Below are 16,759 nucleotides of genomic sequence, written 5' to 3' on the forward strand. Positions count from 1 at the left end.
AACGGGAAAAGCATGATTGTTTTCATTGCCATCATCGCTGCCATCTGCGTAGGGGTCATCGTGGTCAAGGCTCGCCAACGGGCGAAGGCTCGCGAGATCGCCCGCGAAAGGCATGGCAAGCAGTGCCCGAGCTGCGGCAAGTACGTGCATCCCGCCGCCGCTATTTGCAAGCACTGCTACGCCCGGCTGCCGGCGTCCAAGACCTAGGGTTTGCGGAATTTCAACAGGAAGCCATCGGCCTCTCCGATCGCGGCGTAGCGTTCGCGATCCTTGTCGCCCAGCCGGAAGGTAGGCGGCAGCGTCCACACCCCCGCCGGATGATCCTTGGTATCCCTGGGATTGGCCAGCGCCTCCGAGCTGCCGACGAAGACGAAGCCGGCCTGCCGGGCGAGCTGGATCGCGTAATCCTGCCGTACGTAGCCATCGGCGGCGCGCGGGTCCTGGGGCTTGTCGGTCCGGCCGCGGTGGGCCTCGATGCCCAGGATGCCGCCGGGTTTGAGGGCGCGGTAGAAGGCGGCCATCACCTCTTCGGCGTAACCGTCGTTCATCCAGTTGTGCAGGTTGCGGAAGGTCAGCACGATGTCGGCGCTGCCCGGCGGGGCGATGTCGTAGCGCCCCTTGCCGAAGGCCGTCACCCGGACCCGGTCGTACCAGGCCGGATTGGCATCCAGCTTGGCGCGGAAATTCCGGTAGTACTCCTGGTAGTAGGCGCGCCCCCCGCCGTCCTGCGGATACTGGGCGGCGTAGTAGGTGCCGCGCGGCTTCAGGTACGGCGCCAGGATCTCGGTCCAGTAGCCGGCCCCGGGCGAGATCTCGACCACGGTGGCGTCCGGCCGCAGCTCGAAGAAGTGCAGGACCTCGTAAGGCTTGCGCGCGGCGTCCCGGGCGACGAAGGCCGGCGTGCGCGCCGGACTGGCGATGGCCTGCTTCAACGCGGTGTCCTCGCCGACCGGCGCGACGGCGCACCCCGCGCCGACCAGCGACACGCCAACGACCGCGACCAAGGCTTTGAATGACATGCGAAAGGCTCCCATGGAGAAGGACCCTGCACCGGTGTCGGTGCGGTCCGTGGCTGCGCATACAATGACGCCGTTCCCCGTTTTAACACCGGCCCGCCCAGGCGGGCCATGCCCAGACCGCATATCGATCTGCGTTTCCCGCCGCGTCCCGTCCACGGCCGGAAAGCAGACCCCATCGGGGCGCGGCGCCTTTTTCCTTTCCCTCCATGATCTCAAACGCATGCGGCGTCGATTTCGGGACGTCCAACTCCACTGTCGGCTGGCACCGGCCCGCCGCTCCCTCCCTGCTGCCGCTGGAAGACGGGCAGCCCACCTTTCCCTCGGCGGTCTTCTTCCACGCCGAGGACATCGAGACCAGCTTCGGCCGCGCGGCGGTCCGGGATTACCTGGAAGGCTATGACGGCCGGTTGATGCGGGCGCTGAAAAGCCTGCTGGGCACGCCGCTCATGGAAGGCCACACCGAGGTCCAGGGCCGGGCGCTGCCCTTCCGCCTGCTGCTCTCGCGTTTCATCGGAGAACTCAAGCGGCGCGCCGAGCACACGGCCGGCAGGACTTTCGACCAGGCGGTGTTCGGCCGCCCCGTCTTCTTCGTCGACGACGATCCGCGCGCGGACGCCAAGGCGCAGGAGACCCTGGCGGAGATCGCCCGCGAGGTAGGCTTCCGCCACGTCGAATTCCAATACGAGCCGATGGCGGCAGCCTTCGACTACGAATCGCAGATCGCCGGCGAGGAACTGGTCCTGGTGGTGGACATCGGGGGCGGCACGTCGGACTTCACGCTGATACGCCTGAATCCCGCGCGCGCAGCCGCCGCCGAGCGGCGCGAGGACATCCTCGCCAACGGCGGCGTCCACATCGGCGGCACCGACTTCGACAAGTACCTGAGCCTGCGCACCGTGATGCCGCTGCTGGGCCTGGGCAGCCGCCTGACCAGCGGCAAGGAGATGCCCTCGACGCCCTACTTCAACCTGGCATCGTGGCACACCATCAACCAGGTCTATGCCCGCAAGTCGGCCACCATGCTGGCCGAACTGTTCCACGAATCGGCCGAGAAGGACAAACTCGCCCGGCTGCTGGAACTGGTCAAGGAGCGCGCCGGCCACTGGGTGGCTTTCCAGGTCGAGGAAGCGAAGATCGCGCTGGCCGCCGCGCCCGAGGCCCGGATGGACCTGGGCCGCGTCGAGCCCGGTTTGATCCAGGTGGCGACGCGCGCCGACCTGGATGCCGCCATCGAACACCTGGTGGACCGGATAGGCAGGACGATCGCCGAGCTGCTGGACACCGCCGGCATCGCCGCGCGGACGGTCGATACGGTGTTCTTCACGGGGGGATCAAGCAGCGTACCGCTGCTGCGCAACCGGGTCGCCTCGCTGCTGCCCGCGGCGCGCGCGGTCCAGGGAGACACGTTCGGCAGCATAGGAACGGGCCTGGCCCTGGACGCCGCGCGGCGCCTGGGGTGAGACGCCGGCCGGGGCTCAGCGCCCCGAGACCTGCTCGCTTTCCACGGTCATGTCGAGCACGTAGGCGTAGCGGGAGGCGTCCGCCGGCGGATTGGCGAGGGTGTAGCGCTTGATACGCAGCACGTTGCGCACGCCGGCCGTATGGGTATAGCCCTGGATGTTGCCGTAGAAGGCTTCCCAGTCGCCATAGCCCTGCTTGACGCCGGCGGCGTCGTAGCTGACCGTGCGCACCCGCATGCATTTCATGTTCGGGATGAGGGGATGGCTGCAGGGAACCAGGTCCGGCGCCACCTCCAGGAACATGGTCTCGCCCGCCGACCCGTAGCGCGTCTCGTCGGTGGGCGTGCCGGCCAGCCGCCATTGGCTGCCGTCGGCGAAGGTGAGTTTCAGGGCGGGCTGCGCCCCCGCCTCGGGCCGCGCGGCGCCACCCAGGATCTCCCAGCCCGACACCGTCGGCAGCCGCTCGGCCACATCCCGTTCGTACTTCATCAAGGCCTGGTCCGGGCACATGCGCAAGGTGCCGGCCATCTGCGTGATGGTCATCCGCGCGCCATCCACGCGGTAGCCGCCGCCCAGCATGTTGCACAGCCCGGCCACGGAAACGCGCTCCCCGGCGAAGGTCAGTTGCAGCGCCTGGCCACCGTGGGTGTTTACCGCATCCGGCTGGGGCGCGCCGGTCGCGTTCAGCGCCTGTTGCAGGCGCCAATGGTAGGCCGTCAGGATCGAGGCATCGGTCTTGGCACCGGCGCCGCCCGCGGCGCCGCCCTGATGGGCACAGGCCGCCAGGCCCTGCGCCACGACCGCCGCGAGCAGGATTTTCCAGGTCCTTTTCATGGACGTTCTCCTTCTTCTTGGGGCCATCAAGCGTAGCATTCCCCGGCGCCCGCGCGGGCCGGCGCGCTGCGGGGAGTGCTACGACTGCAATAATCGCCCCACACCCGCAACAAGTCCTGACAAAGTAGCGATGCCGGCGGCCCGCTGAACGCCTCCACGCCGCCCGGCAACCGCGCCTATATCCTTCCCATCAACAGCAGGACGATCAGCACGACCAAGATCACTCCGATGATGCCCGAAGGCCCGTACCCCCAGTTGGCGGCATGGGGCCAGGCGGGGAAGGCGCCGATCAGCGCCAGCAGCAGGATGATCAGGATGATTGTGGTGAGCATGGCGTTCTCCTCGATAGCGAAGGAAATGGCCTTGGCAAGGCCTGCCAGCTCATCAGCAATATACGCTCCCGGCCCTCGGCCAGGCCGCCTAGCCCGGTTCAGATCCCCAGCCTGGCGCGCAGCGCCTGGCGATAAGGACGCGACACCGACCACGGCTGCCCCAGCCCGCGCAACTGGACGGTCCATGGCCTGGAGGCGCCCCGCTCCAGCGCCTTGACGTGCCCGAGGTTGATCAGCGAGGTGCGATGGATGCGCATGAAGCTCTCCTGGGGCAGCAACGCCGCCCAGGCGGACAGGGGCCGCATGTCCTTGACCGAATCGCCGCCCGCCAGCCAGATCAGGGAATAGTCGCGCGCCGAGCGCACGCCCAGGATGTCCGCCGGCGCCAGTCCGCGGGTTCCGTGCCCCAGCCGCAGGTAAAGCAGGGGTTCGTAGAGCTGCGCGCGCGCCCGGCTGCGCTCGGTTTCCGTGCCGCCATAGCGGGCCTGCGCGATCAGGTCCGCGCACAGGAACAGGCCCAGCGCCTGCGCCGGCTGCCAGCGCACCGGCGCGCGCGTCGCATCGAAGCCTATGCAGGCGCGCAGGCGGCCTTCATGGAACACAGGCACGCTCAGCACGCTGCGATCCTGCTGGCGCAGCATTTCCGCCTGTACCGACCTTGCCGCGCGCGGCATGCGCGCCACGTCATGGATCATGACGGCGCGCCGCTGGTTCAGGGCGCGATGCAGCCACGCGATCATCGTGACCGGCGCATCCTGGAGATCGCTCACATGGGAGGTGATGCCGGACCGGCACCACTCATGGGTGTTGCGAAAGCGCAGGGCGCGCGCATCGTATTCGAACATCCATGCGCGATCGACCTGAGCCAGCGTTCCCAGCGCCTGCAGGGCAAGGAAAATGGCCTCGTCCTGGGGCCGGCTCATCAGGGCCAGGGCAACCTGGTGGACCCAGGTCCCCAGCGCCGGAGCCGGCGCGCACTGGTCGCGCACCAGGGTCTCGAAGGGCGCGTCGCTGTCCATGGCTGGCCTCTTGCGGCGCTATTTGCGGATGGCGTCCACGCACGCCTGCAACACCGGGCGCACGGCCTTCACGAACGCCTGGAAAGGCGCGCCCGTGCTAGTTTCCGGACCGCGCCAGTTGTAGGTGAAGCAGAACGTGACCGGCACCCGGTCGACGATCATCTGGCCGGGAAAGCTGATGGTGTGGAAGTCCAGCCAATCGATGCTGCCTCCCTTGCCATACGCAATGATGTCCGCCGGCACCACCAGCGAGATCGCGTCGGCCATCGCCAGTATCCGCTTGTATTCCGTCAGGGTCGCCGGCTGGGTGAAGAACTTGCCCGACAGCGATTGCCGGTACCACGCCACCAGCTCGGTGGCCGTGCTGAGCATCGACTGCCTGTCGTTGATCGCCTGCCGCGCGTTCGGCAGCGAAGGCTGCGCCAGCTCCGCCATCAAGGCCTCCCAGCCCAGGTCCACGCCGTCGGGCGCCCCGGCCAGGTACGAGAACAGGCGGCGCGTCGAATCCGGGATCCGCGTATGCGTCAGCCCCGCCCGGGCGATCAGTTGCCGCACCCGGTCCGCCCCCACCGCGGCATAGGCCATGTCGGTGGCGGTGTTGTCGCTGTGGGCGATCATCGCCTCCAGCGCGTACTTGGCGGGCAGCGTGCCGTTCAGGTCGACGAATACAGGGCTGCCGGGCGAGCGGACCCCGTCGTCGATGGTCTGCGGCATGTTCCCGGAAATGCCGTTGTACGACGTTTCCGCATCGATCGCGAACTGGCCCAGGATGAAGGTCTTGACCGCGCTGCCGATGAACAGCTGCCGGTCGGGGTTGTAGCTCGCGCTCCAGGACGCATCGGGCACGTCGGCGCGCACCAGGCAGTGCGTCCCCTCGGGCGCCAGCGCGCCAAAATCGGCCACCGCCTTGAGAACCGCGTCGCTGGCATTGCCCTCGGCGGCCTGGGCATCGCCCCCGCACGCGGCCACCGCCTGCACGGCCAGCGCCGACGCGGTGAACTTGAAAAGCCTGCGGCGCTGCTGATCGGCCGGGTCGACGGGGAATTGCATGGTCGGGGACACTCCGCTGGTTGACGCCCGCTCACGCGCGGCCCGCCACCCCGGCAGCCGTCATGCGGAGCACGCATGGACGTCGCGGATGTTGGAAGTCGGTGTGGGAATTGTCAATCAGGAACGATCAATCGACGTTATTCGCCGACGAATCGACATACGCCCCCGCTGTCAGCCGGCGCCAGCGAAGCCTGGCGCCGGCTGCCGCGACTCATCGCCGCATCGAGCCTCCCGACGACGCGCCGTTGTCAGGCGAAGGAACCGGCTTGCCCGACGCGCCCGAGGACGGTCCCATGTCGGTCCGGGATTCCCGGTCGTTGCCGCCCGGCCGGGTGCGGTCGCCCGAAGGCTGAGCCGCATCCGAGCCGCTGCGGCCGGCGGGCAAGGGCTTGCCCGAGGCCCCGCTGGAGGGCCCCATGTCGCTGCGGCTTCCGTGCTCGACGGGCCCGGTCCGCTTGGTGGATTCGGGCTGCGGGCTGTTCTTCCCCTGGTCCGCGGGCAGGGGCTTGCCGGACGAGCCGGTCGACGGCCCCATGTCGGTCCTGGCATCCTGGCTCGTCCGGTCGGGCGAACTCGTCTGCGCGATGGCGAACGGCGTGGCAGCCGCCAGCAGGACGGCGAGCAGCGTGTTGCGAGTGGTACTCGAGCATTTCATGGCGTCACCTCTTTGGTTTTGGATATGAACCCGGGCTGCCGCAAAACGCGTACCCGGCTTCGCGAGGCGGCGAATGCCATGTCGAACGCCCAAACAAAAAGGGCTAGTGGCTGCTGGCGCACTAACCCTTGGAATTCCTTGGCGGAGCGGACGGGGCTCGAACCCGCGACCCCCGGCGTGACAGGCCGGTATTCTAACCAACTGAACTACCGCTCCGCAGCGGCGTTTCTACTGCTGCCAACCTGTGGCGGTTGGCGTCCCCTAGGGGATTCGAACCCCTGTACTCACCGTGAAAGGGTGATGTCCTAGGCCTCTAGACGAAGGGGACCTGGAACTGCTGTTTCGTGGTGGAGGTAAGCGGGATCGAACCGCTGACCTCTTGCATGCCATGCAAGCGCTCTCCCAGCTGAGCTATACCCCCACGGTTACTGCCATTCAGTTACCGCCATCCATCTGGGTGGATGCCCGCTGAAATGTTTTTCAAGCGGGATCTGGATTATAGCCATATTTCAGCTTGCAAGTCCACGCAGGACCCGCCTGAGACACAGGCGGAGCAGAAAAGCAAAAGCCCTGCTAAACACGGGATTTAGCAGGGCTTTCTGATTCTTGGCGGAGCGGACGGGACTCGAACCCGCGACCCCCGGCGTGACAGGCCGGTATTCTAACCAACTGAACTACCGCTCCGCAGCGGCATATTTTTACTGCTGCCAACCTGTTCGGCTGGCGTCCCCTAGGGGATTCGAACCCCTGTACTCACCGTGAAAGGGTGATGTCCTAGGCCTCTAGACGAAGGGGACCCGGAACTACAGTACTGCTTCTTCCCGGACTGGTGGAGGTAAGCGGGATCGAACCGCTGACCTCTTGCATGCCATGCAAGCGCTCTCCCAGCTGAGCTATACCCCCGTCCTGCGAAGAAGCGAGATTATGCACGGTTTTTAAACCGTGTGCAAGCGGGCCAGCACTTTCTCGCGGCCAAGCAGTGACAGGACCGCATCGATGGCCGGCGTCTGCGCCCGTCCCGTCACGGCTACCCGCAGCGGTATCCCGAGCGCCGGCATCTTGACGCCATGCTTGGCCAGGGTGGCCTTCATCAGCGCCGAGATCTGTTCCCGGGTCCATTCGATCGAGCCGGCCTCTTGCGCGAAGTCGCGCAGGATCGCGCGCGCGGCATCGGTCAGGTGCTGCGCGACCAGGTCCGGCGGCGTGGCCGCGGCATCGAATTCGCCGCAGAACAACATGGCGTCGTCGGCCAGTTGCTCGAGCGTTTCGGCGCGTTCCTTGAGCAGCGCCATGATGGCCGGCAGGTCCACGCCGTCGACCGCCCCGCCCCGCTTGGCGATGCGCGGCGCGACGCGCGCGGCCAGGTCGGCGTCGGCGCTCTGCTTGATGTAGTGGGCGTTGACCCAGTTGAGCTTCTTGGGATCCCACTGCGCCGCGGACTTCGACAGGCTGCGGGTATCGAACCACTCGACCAGTTGTTCGCGCGTGAAGATCTCGTCGTCGCCGTGGCTCCAGCCCAGGCGCGCGAGGTAGTTGATCATGGCTTCCGGCAGATAGCCCTGGTCGTCGTACTGCATGACGCTGACCGCGCCATGGCGCTTGGACAGTTTCTCGCCGTCCGGTCCCAGGATCATGGGCACGTGGCCGTATTCCGGCAGCGTGGCGCCCAGGGCCTTCAGGATGTTGACCTGGCGCGGCGTGTTGTTGACGTGGTCGTCGCCGCGGATGACGTGGGTGATGCCCATGTCCCAGTCGTCCACCACCACGCAGAAGTTGTAGGTGGGCGTGCCATCGGGCCGGGCGATGATGAGGTCGTCCAGTTCGGCGTTGGCGATGGTGATCGGGCCCTTGACCAGGTCGTTCCAGGTGACGTCGCCGTCCAGCGGATTGCGGAAGCGCACCACGGGCTTGCGGCCCTCGGGCACCGGCGGCAGGGTCTTGCCCGGCTCGGGCCGCCACGTGCCGTCGTAGCGCGGCTTGCGGCCTTCGGCCCGGGCGCGCTCGCGCATGGCTTCGAGTTCGTCGGGCGAGCAGTAGCAGTAATAGGCCGACCCGGCGGCCAGCATGCCCGCCAGCACCTCGCGATAGCGGTCCATGCGCTGCATCTGGTAGAACGGGCCTTCATCGTGATCGAGCGCCAGCCACGCCATGCCGTCCAGGATGGCTTGCACCGCTTCGGGGGTGGAACGCTCCAGGTCGGTATCCTCGATCCGCAGCACGAAGGTGCCGCCGTGGTGACGCGCGAACGCCCACGAGAACAGCGCCGTGCGCGCGCCGCCCAGGTGCAGAAAGCCCGTGGGCGACGGTGCGAAGCGGGTACGGACCGCGGGGTTGCGGCCGGACGACGAGGAATCGGTGCTCATAGGAAAACGGCTCTCGTGCAGGAGTGAATACTGGGCGCGCGAAGCGCGCCAGGGTCGGCTGACCGGGGTAGTATTGTATTGCAGCAAATCCGTGCGGCCCCGGGCCGCCACGCGCCTGCGCGTCCTCATCCAGAAAGGAGGGCCATGTCCCGGCACGCCCTGTCCCCGCTGTTCGATCCCCACTCGCTGATCGCCATCAGCGACCGGCCGCTGCCGATGATGGCCTCCCTGCCCGCCGCGCTGCGCGCCCGCACCACCGAGCTGCGGCTGGACGAGCGGCGCACCTGCGTCCTGCCCGCCGGGCTGGCCCAGGCGGCCGAGCGGCCCGACCTGGCGGTGGTGTCCGTTCCCCGCGACGCGCTGCGGACCACGCTGGAGACGCTGGCGCCGGCCCGGCCGCGAGCGGTGGCGGTGCTCACCCACGAGCCATCGCTCGAGGACAACGATTTCTGCCGTGCCTGGGCCGCGGCCCACGATTGCATACTGCTGGGGCCGCACAGCTTCGGGCTGCAACGGCCGCACGCCGGCCTCAACGCCAGCGTGCACCCCTCGCTGGGGCGCTCGGGCCGCGTCGCCCTGGTCACGCAATCGCGCTCCATCATGGCGGTCGTGATGGATTGGGCCGATGACAACCGGACCGGCTTCTCGACCGTCGTTTCCCTGGGCAGCGAAGCGGCGCTGGACGTGCCCCGCGTGCTGGATTTCCTGGTGGCCGACGCGCGCACCGATAGCATCGCGCTCTACCTGGAGGACGTGCGCGACGCCCGCGAATTCATGAGTGCGATCCGCGCCGCCGCCAGCGTCAAGCCGGTGGTGGTGCTCAAGGCCGGGCACGGCGGCCGAGAGCGCACTAGCGTGCGGCCCCTGGCCGCCGACGAGTCGGCCTCCGCCGCGCCGCCTCCGGTCCCGTCCGACATGGTCTTCGATGCCGCGCTGCGGCGCGCTGGCGCGGTGCGCGTCCGCTATTTCGTGCAACTGTTCTCGGCGGTGAAGGCGCTGGGCTTCGCCAAGCTGCCCAGCGGCCGGCGCATCGCCGTGCTGGCCAACGGCAGCGGTCCGGCGCAGCTGGCACTCGACCAGTTGGGGCCGGGCCGGCCGGTCATGCGCGCCGAACTGGGCGAAGACACGCGCAGGCAACTGGCTGCCACGCTCAGCGCCAATGCCTGGACCGACAATCCGGTGGTCGAGTTCTCGGCCCCCGATCCCCAGGCCTGCGCGCAGGCCGTGCAGGCCATCGTCGCCGACGCCGGCGTGGACGGCGTGCTGGCCGTGCTGTCGCCCGATCCCGAGGCCGACATGCGCGCGGTGGCGCAGGCCCTGGCCGCCACCGCGCCCAAGGCCTCGAAGCCGGTCATCACCTGCTTCATGGGCGATGCCGCCATGCGGCCGCTGCGCCGCATCCTGGACGACGCCGGCTCGCCCTCGTTCCGCACGCCCGAAGCGGCGGTGGACGCCTTCGGCAACCTGGCCACCTATCACTACAACCAGCAATTGCTGCTGCAGACCCCGCCCCCCGAGCCGCCCGGCCAGGAGCCCGATCTGGCCGGCGCGCGCATCCTGCTCGACGGCGCGCGGCGCGAGGGCCGGCTGACACTGACCGAACCCGAGAGCAAGGCGCTGCTGGCGGCCTTCCACATCCCGGTGGTCCAGGTCCTGCTTGCCCGCACCCCCGCCGAGGCGGTGATCGCCGCGCAGCAGATCGGTTTTCCCGTGGCCATCAAGATCGACTCGCCCGACGTGGTGCGCAAATCGGCGGTCCGGGGCGTGCACCTGGACATCCGCAACAGCACCGAACTCGTCACCGCCTACCAGCGCATGCTGGCGAATGCCCACGCCGCCGCGCCGCAGGCCTACATCGAAGGCATCACGGTGGAGGCCATGGCCGGCCCGCCCGGCTCGGCCAAGGTCTCCATGGGCGTGGCCCGCGACGCGCTGTTCGGACCGGTGATCCGCTTCGGATCCGCGCGCTCGCGCAGCGAAAGCCCCTCCAACCGCAGCCTGGAACTGCCGCCGCTCAACGGCTTCCTGGCGCGCCGCCTGATGGAGCGTTCGCCGGTCTGGCGCTACGCGTTGGCGGGCCAGCTATCGCCGCGCGCACTCGACGCGCTGGAGGACGTGCTGGTCCGCATTTCCGAGATCGTCTGCGCGCTGCCCGATATCGAGACCATAGACATCGACCCGGTCATGATCGACGGCGACCGGGTCGTCGCGGCCGACACCCGCATCACGCTCACGCGCGAGACCGCGGGCGACGCCGACGCGGGCCTGGGCGGCTACGCCCACATGGCCATCCACCCCTACCCCGCCCGCCTGGTCAGGCACCTGCAATTCAAGGACGGCTCGCCCTACACCATCCGCCCCATCCGGCCCGAGGACGCGGCACCGTTGCAGGACTTCACCCGCCAGTTGTCCGAACACACGCGCTACATGCGCTTCATCTCGTTCATGCGCGAGCTCTCGCCGCGGACACTGGCGCGCTACACCCAGGTCGACTACCACCGGGAACTGGCCCTGGTGGCCACGGTCTGGGAAGCCGACCCCGACCACCCCGGCGAACTGCGCGAGGCCATCATCGGCGTGGCGCGCTATCTGCTGAACGCCGACGGCGAAAGCGCCGAATACGCGCTGGTCATCGGCGACGCGTGGCAACGGCGCGGACTGGGCATCCAGCTCATGACGACGCTGATGGACGCGGCGCGCAGGCAAGGATTGGCCGTCATCGAAGGCTTGGTACTGGGCAACAACCGGCCGATGCTGACGCTGATGGGCCGGCTGGGGTTCCACGTCGACGTGGACCCCGACGACTTCAGCATGCGGCGGGTGTGGCTGCGCCTGAAAGGCGACGGCGCCCCGGCGGGCGACGGTCCGGCGGGCTAGCGCGGACGGGGGCTTTCCTTCCTGGCCAGGCCGGCGACGAAACCCAGCGCGGCCAGGGCAACCAGCGCGGATACGGCAAATCCGGACACCGCACCGTGCGCCAGCAAGCCCGCGCCCAGCGCGGTCCCCAGGGCGATGCCCAGGTAGATGCAGGAGGCGTTCAGCGCGACCACCAGCGGCGCCTCCTGCGGCGCGGCGTTGGTCAGGCGCAGTTGCTGCGGCGGTGTCTGGCCCCAGCTGCTCATGCCCCAGACCAGCACGAGCAGCCCCACGGCCACCTCGTGGCCGGCGCCCGCCACGGCCAGCCACGCCATGATTGCGAATGACGCCGCCATGGCCACGTACGCGGTGACCGACACCGGCGTGGGCCCCCAGCGATCGGTCCCGTAACCGGCAAGCAGGTTGCCCAGCACCGCCCCGACGCCGTAGCAGAGCAGCATCGCGCCGATGTGTCCGTCGGCGATCCCCAGGGCCTGCAAGGCGGGCACGCTGTAGGCATACACGATGTAGCAGGCCGTCATGCCCACCACCGTGAGCGGCAGCACCCAGGCCACCGCCGGCCGGCGCAGCACCGCCAGGCGCGCGCGCAGCGACGAACGCGCCTGCCCCGGCAGGGCGGGCATGATCAGCGCCACGCCCACGCAGGCCAACGCCGCCAGCGCGGCCACCATGCCCAGCGCCGTGCGCCAGCCGAACCACTGGCTGACCAGATTGCCCAGCGGCACGCCCAGTGCCGTCGCCACCGTCAACCCGCCCGTGACCAGCGAAAACGCCCGCGCCCGCAGCTCAGGCCGCACCAGCGCCCCACCCGCCGCCGTGGCCGTCGGCGTATAGGCCGCCGCCCCCACCGCCGCCAACGCTCGGCTTGCCAGCAGCGTCCAGATGTCCGGTGCCAGCGCCGAAAGCAGATTGGCCAACGCCAGCACCGCCAGCGCCCCCACCAGCACCCGATTGCGCGACCACGGCGCCGTGACCGTCGCCAGCACCGGCGCCAACAACGCATACGTTCCCGCAAACACCGTGACCGACAGCCCCGTCATGGAATTCGATGCCTGCAACGACTGCGCGATCGAAGGCAGGAACCCCGACACGATGAACGCATCCGTCCCCACCGCGAACGTCCCCAGCGCAAGAATGGCAACCGATCCCAACCCCTGCCCCGGCAAGGCACTGACAGACGAAGAAGCGCTACGCGTCATGATGAAGAACTCGGCAAGAAGCGAGGCCATGCCTCAATTCTGGATATCTTATATCCAGATTAAAAACAAAACAAACCCCAACCGCAGCCAGCGAAGCACAGATGCCACAACCCAAGAAACAGGTACTAGACCCAGGATGCGGTGGATCCGGCTCCGCCGGTCCACCCGCATCGCCCCCTGGGGGGCGCGCGAAGCGCGTAGGGGGGGGACCTACCTCAAGCTGAAGTCCACCCCCGTCTGCTTCGCGCCCTCGGCGGGCTTGGCCTCGATCCTGGGCGCGACCACGAAGGCCCGCTCGCCCAGCTTGGCCTCGCGCAGCACGGCCATCACGGCCTGCGCGCGCCGCACGGCCAGTTCGCGCAACTGGTCCGGCCCCACGTTGACGCTGGCTGCCAGCAGCGCCTCCATATCGGGACCGGGCAAGGACTTGGCAAGGCCGATCACGTTGCGCGGCTTGTCGATCTTGGCGGCCTTGTAGGCGCTTTCCAGGTAGCGGGCCCGCTGCGCGGCATCCAGCGGCGGCAGGTCCTTCCCGTCGGCGTCGTCCCCCTTCTTGCGCAGGTCTTCCCGCTGCTGGACGCGGATCAGGGCGTCGACGCCGGCCTTGCGCAGGCCCTCGGTGTCCACGGACGGGTTGGCCCGGCCGGCCACGTCCAGCTTCAACGCCGGACGGTCGTTCAAGGCCTTGACCAGCGTTTCGACGCGTTTGCGCGCATCGTCGTCGAGCACGGCGCGGCCCGGCGCGAAATCGATGTGGGACAGCTCCTCGCCCGAGCCGAAGGCCGAGGCCAGCAGCGAGAACGGCGCCGTCACCGCCCGCACGATCAGGTTGACCAGCGCGCGGAAGATGATGCCGCCCACCGAAAACTGCGGGTCGTCCAGCGATCCGGAGATGGGCAGTTCGATGTCGATTTCGCCCCGGCTGTTCTTGAGCAGCGAGACCGCCAGCAGCACCGGCAGCTTCAGGGCATCGGGGCTGTCGACGCGTTCGCCGAAGGTGAGCTGGTCGAGGAAGATCTTGTTGCTGGCCTGGAGCTTGCCGTCCTGGATCAGGTAGTGCACGTCCATCGACAGCTTGCCGCGTTCGATGGCATAGCCGGCGTACTTGGCGGCATAGGGAGTCAGCGCCGGCAGTTCCACGCCCTTGGCGCTGGCATGGATGTCCGTGTACAGCCGCGGACCGAAGGGGTGGAGCTTGCCCGTGATGTCCACCGGCGCGTCGCCGTCCACCTTGGCCGTCACCTGCACGTCGGCCGGCTGGCTGTCGGCCGAGGATACGGCCGAGATGCTGCCGGCGATGTCGGTCAGGTTGGCGCGGTAATTGGGCTTGACGAAGTTGTCGGTGAAATTGATGTGGCCTCGCGCCAGCTGCACCGCGCCCACCCGGATGTCGCGCGGCATTCCGCCCGCCTCGGGGGCTGCCGCGCCTGTTTCCTTGGCGCCCTGCACCCGCCGTTCCGATGCCGCCGGCTCGCCGGCCTTCGTTGCCGGCCCGGCCGGCTTCTCGTCGGTGATGGAACCGGCCTGTTCGCCCGGCTGGACGATCAGCTGCGACAGGTTCAACCGCCCCTGCTCGCTCAGGATCACCCGTGCGAAGAAATCTTCCAGCGAGATGTCGCCCAGGTCGGCCTTGAGCGTATCGCCCGCGCTGGCCACGTCCAGCCGCTTGAACGCCAGCCGCTTCCATTTCAGGAAATCCGCCGAGTTGAGCTTGTCGATCAAGTCGAGATTGGTGATCTCGGCGGCGCCGGTCCAGGCCGCGCGCTGCGGCTGCCTGCCGGTGGCGGCCGCGAACTCCAGCCTGCCGTTGGCGCCGGCCACGACGCTCTTGACGGTGGCGTTGAGCCGCTCCGCCAGGTAGGGGGCGAGCGCGGTCAGGTCCAGCCGGTCGGCGCGCACCTGTGCCTTGACCGAAAGCGGCTCGGGCACGACCGTGCCCTTGATGTCGGCGGTGCCGCGACCCTGGACGGACGAGCGCAGCGAGAAATCGACGGGCGCCCGCAGGTCCGACCCGAGGTTGCGCGCCTCCATCTGCAAGCCGTCCAGCCTCAGCGCCACGCGGGGCGACACGGACTCGTCGGTCAGCCTGAGCGAGCTCTTGGCGACCGACAGTGTGCCCGCGCTCACCTTCCACGCGGCCTGGCCATGGCCGGCGGGGGCCGGGGTCGGCTTGCCGGCGGGTCGGGTCCGGGGCGCGGCCGGAATGGCGATATCCGCCCAGCTCACGGCCGACGAGGCCGAGCGGGTGGCCGCCAATGCCAGGCCGTCGATGGCGATGCGTTCGATCCGTGCCATACGCCCCGCCAGGTCGCCAGCCAGCCCGCCCACCTCCAGCGACTCCAGTTTCAGGCTGGATGCCTTGTCCGAGACCGGTGCCGCGGCCAGCTTGCGCAGCGCGACGCTGCCATCGCTCCAGCGCACCGCCAGGGATTCGCCCTGCTCCACGTGCAGCCTGGCCGCCGCGCCCAGCGAGCCGTCGTCGATGCGCAGCGCCAGGTACGGCTTCCACAGCGGCGCCAGCGCAGGCAGCGCCAGCGAATCCAGCTTGAGGTCGAGGTCCGCCGACAAAGGCTGGAGGCGGACCGGGCCGCTGACGTCCAGGCGGCCCGCCTCGCCCACGCGCGCGGCCACGGTCAAGGGCACGGCCTGGTCCTGCGCCGCGGGCAGGTTCAGATCGCGCAGCTCCGCCGCGAACTCCGAGATGCGGTAATCGAAGCGATCCTGCTCATCGTGCCAGGCGAGTTCGCCGTCCTGCAGCGCCACGGTTCCCACCGACACATGCCAAGCATCGGCCTGTGCGGGCGCGGGCGCGGAAGAAGGCGCCGGGGCCGGGCTGGCGGACGGCGACGGCGCGGCCGGCGCCGCGGGCGCAGGCGCAGCGGGCTGCTGGAAACGGCCGGCCACCTCGGCCAGGTTCACGCGCCCGTCGGCCGAGCGGCTGGCATGGATCGAGGGGCCGGCCAGGACGATGCGCTCGGCCTGGAACCGGCGCGCCAGCGGCTCCAATGCGAACTTCTCGAGCGCCAGGCTCTTGAACGCCAGCAGCGCGGCATCGCCCTGGTCGCGCACGTCCACCTCGCGCACCGTGGCATTGCCTTCCAGGCGGACCTTGGGCGCCGCCGAGCCGCCTTCCTCGAACACCAGCTGGGCATCGCTGTCGAGCCGGGCGTGCTTGAGCACCACCGGCATCGCGCCCGGCACGGCATCGGCCAGCGCATCCAGCCCCAGGTCGTCGATCTTGAGATGCAGCGAGGACGTACGCGGCGTATCGAAGGGCCGCGCGGTGCCCTCCAGGTTGAGCGGACTGCCGTTGACCAGCGCCGACAGCCTGGGTTGCACGTCGATGTCGGTGGCATAGGCCAGCGTGGACAGGAAGGGAATGCCCACCTGCAGGTCGCGCACGGTGTGCTGGCGGCCCGTGACCTTGTCGTCGACAGTGATCTCGCCGCCGTCCAGCTTGACGTTGTTCAGCGAAAACCGGGGCGGCGGCCCGTCTTCCGAGGGCTTGGCGGCCAGGCGGTCGAGCATGTCGCTGATGTTGAAGCGTTGCGGCCCCTCGCGGACCAGCGAGACGCGCGGCGCGGTGATCGTCAGCCCGTCCACCACCGGCGCGAGCCGGAACAGCGACGAAACCGAGGCATTGACCTCGACCTGCTCCACCGAGAAATCCGGATGGGTGCCCGCCTGGTCGAGAATGGCGAAGTCATGGACGCGCAGGCGCAGCTTGAAAGGATTGAACGACACCTCGCCCACGCGTGCCGTACGCCCCAGCACCTCCGGCACCTGGGCCAGCGCCACGCTGCGGACCAGCCGGGGAATGCCCCAGGCGGTCAGGGCCAGGAACAGCAGCCACAGGACCAGCAGGGCAATGAGAATACGAACCAGCGGCTTGCGCCGCCGCCTGATGCCGTCGACCGTCCCCCCCAGCGTGAAAGCCACGTCGCGATCCGG

General features: G+C 68.9%; 12 protein-coding genes and 6 tRNA genes. 3 read left to right on the forward strand and 15 right to left on the reverse strand.

Annotated elements, in window-relative coordinates:
• Positions 1 to 12: 12 nt before the first annotated feature.
• Positions 13 to 207 carry a PhlB family protein gene (locus tag ABD104_RS21065; RefSeq protein ID WP_087837146.1) on the forward strand — a complete coding sequence of 65 codons (195 nt, stop codon included), beginning with the start codon at positions 13 to 15 and terminating at the stop codon, positions 205 to 207.
• Here the strand turns inward: ABD104_RS21065 and ABD104_RS21070 are convergent.
• Positions 204 to 1,019, reverse strand: coding sequence for a class I SAM-dependent methyltransferase (locus ABD104_RS21070; RefSeq protein WP_087837147.1), 816 nt, complete (start codon positions 1,017 to 1,019; stop codon positions 204 to 206). The genes ABD104_RS21065 and ABD104_RS21070 overlap by 4 nt on opposite strands.
• 206 nt (positions 1,020 to 1,225) lie before the next feature.
• On the opposite strand from ABD104_RS21070, the gene ABD104_RS21075 reads away from it, so the two are divergent.
• On the forward strand, positions 1,226 to 2,479 hold the full coding sequence (locus ABD104_RS21075; RefSeq protein WP_343928151.1) for an Hsp70 family protein: 1,254 nt from the start codon (positions 1,226 to 1,228) through the stop codon (positions 2,477 to 2,479).
• 15 nt (positions 2,480 to 2,494) lie between these two features.
• On the opposite strand, the gene ABD104_RS21080 is transcribed toward ABD104_RS21075, so the two are convergent.
• From ABD104_RS21080 to gltX, 12 genes are all read right to left on the reverse strand, one after another.
• Positions 2,495 to 3,313, reverse strand: a complete 819-nt coding sequence (locus tag ABD104_RS21080) for a DUF4377 domain-containing protein (RefSeq protein ID WP_343928152.1) — start codon at positions 3,311 to 3,313, stop codon at positions 2,495 to 2,497.
• Between the two features lie 176 nt (positions 3,314 to 3,489).
• A complete protein-coding gene (locus ABD104_RS21085) occupies positions 3,490 to 3,645 on the reverse strand; it encodes a DUF3309 family protein (protein WP_087779361.1) in 156 nt (51 codons plus the stop codon).
• A gap of 98 nt (positions 3,646 to 3,743) precedes the next feature.
• Positions 3,744 to 4,664 carry a LytTR family transcriptional regulator DNA-binding domain-containing protein gene (locus ABD104_RS21090; protein ID WP_343928153.1) on the reverse strand — a complete coding sequence of 307 codons (921 nt, stop codon included), beginning with the start codon at positions 4,662 to 4,664 and terminating at the stop codon, positions 3,744 to 3,746.
• Positions 4,665 to 4,682: 18 nt separating this feature from the next.
• Entirely contained in the window at positions 4,683 to 5,714 is a 1,032-nt protein-coding gene (locus ABD104_RS21095) for a serine hydrolase (RefSeq protein WP_343928154.1), read from the reverse strand.
• A 211-nt stretch (positions 5,715 to 5,925) separates the two neighbouring features.
• Positions 5,926 to 6,369, reverse strand: a complete 444-nt coding sequence (locus ABD104_RS21100; RefSeq protein WP_087837152.1) for a hypothetical protein — start codon at positions 6,367 to 6,369, stop codon at positions 5,926 to 5,928.
• Between the two features lie 139 nt (positions 6,370 to 6,508).
• A tRNA-Asp gene (locus ABD104_RS21105) sits at positions 6,509 to 6,585 on the reverse strand.
• 36 nt (positions 6,586 to 6,621) lie between these two features.
• A tRNA-Glu gene (locus ABD104_RS21110) sits at positions 6,622 to 6,697 on the reverse strand.
• A gap of 17 nt (positions 6,698 to 6,714) precedes the next feature.
• A tRNA-Ala gene (locus ABD104_RS21115) sits at positions 6,715 to 6,790 on the reverse strand.
• A gap of 186 nt (positions 6,791 to 6,976) precedes the next feature.
• Positions 6,977 to 7,053, reverse strand: a tRNA-Asp gene (locus ABD104_RS21120).
• 37 nt (positions 7,054 to 7,090) lie between these two features.
• Positions 7,091 to 7,166: transfer RNA gene (locus tag ABD104_RS21125), tRNA-Glu, on the reverse strand.
• Between the two features lie 30 nt (positions 7,167 to 7,196).
• Positions 7,197 to 7,272 (reverse strand) — tRNA-Ala (locus tag ABD104_RS21130).
• Positions 7,273 to 7,304: 32 nt separating this feature from the next.
• Entirely contained in the window at positions 7,305 to 8,732 is a 1,428-nt protein-coding gene (gene gltX, locus ABD104_RS21135; RefSeq protein WP_087837153.1) for a glutamate--tRNA ligase, read from the reverse strand.
• A gap of 144 nt (positions 8,733 to 8,876) precedes the next feature.
• Between gltX and ABD104_RS21140 the strand changes: the two genes are divergently transcribed.
• Positions 8,877 to 11,609, forward strand: a complete 2,733-nt coding sequence (locus ABD104_RS21140; RefSeq protein WP_343928155.1) for a bifunctional acetate--CoA ligase family protein/GNAT family N-acetyltransferase — start codon at positions 8,877 to 8,879, stop codon at positions 11,607 to 11,609.
• On the opposite strand, the gene ABD104_RS21145 is transcribed toward ABD104_RS21140, so the two are convergent.
• Together ABD104_RS21145 and ABD104_RS21150 are read right to left on the reverse strand one after the other, a co-directional pair.
• Complete coding sequence (locus tag ABD104_RS21145) at positions 11,606 to 12,838, reverse strand: MFS transporter (RefSeq protein ID WP_243724399.1); 1,233 nt, start codon at positions 12,836 to 12,838, stop codon at positions 11,606 to 11,608. The two genes, ABD104_RS21140 and ABD104_RS21145, sit on opposite strands and share 4 nt — an antisense overlap.
• 180 nt (positions 12,839 to 13,018) lie before the next feature.
• Positions 13,019 to 16,747, reverse strand: coding sequence for a DUF748 domain-containing protein (locus tag ABD104_RS21150; protein ID WP_343928156.1), 3,729 nt, complete (start codon positions 16,745 to 16,747; stop codon positions 13,019 to 13,021).
• Positions 16,748 to 16,759: the final 12 nt, after the last annotated feature.

Source organism: Pigmentiphaga daeguensis, assembly GCF_039523035.1.
GTDB classification, from domain to species: Bacteria; Pseudomonadota; Gammaproteobacteria; order Burkholderiales; family Burkholderiaceae_B; genus Pigmentiphaga; species Pigmentiphaga daeguensis.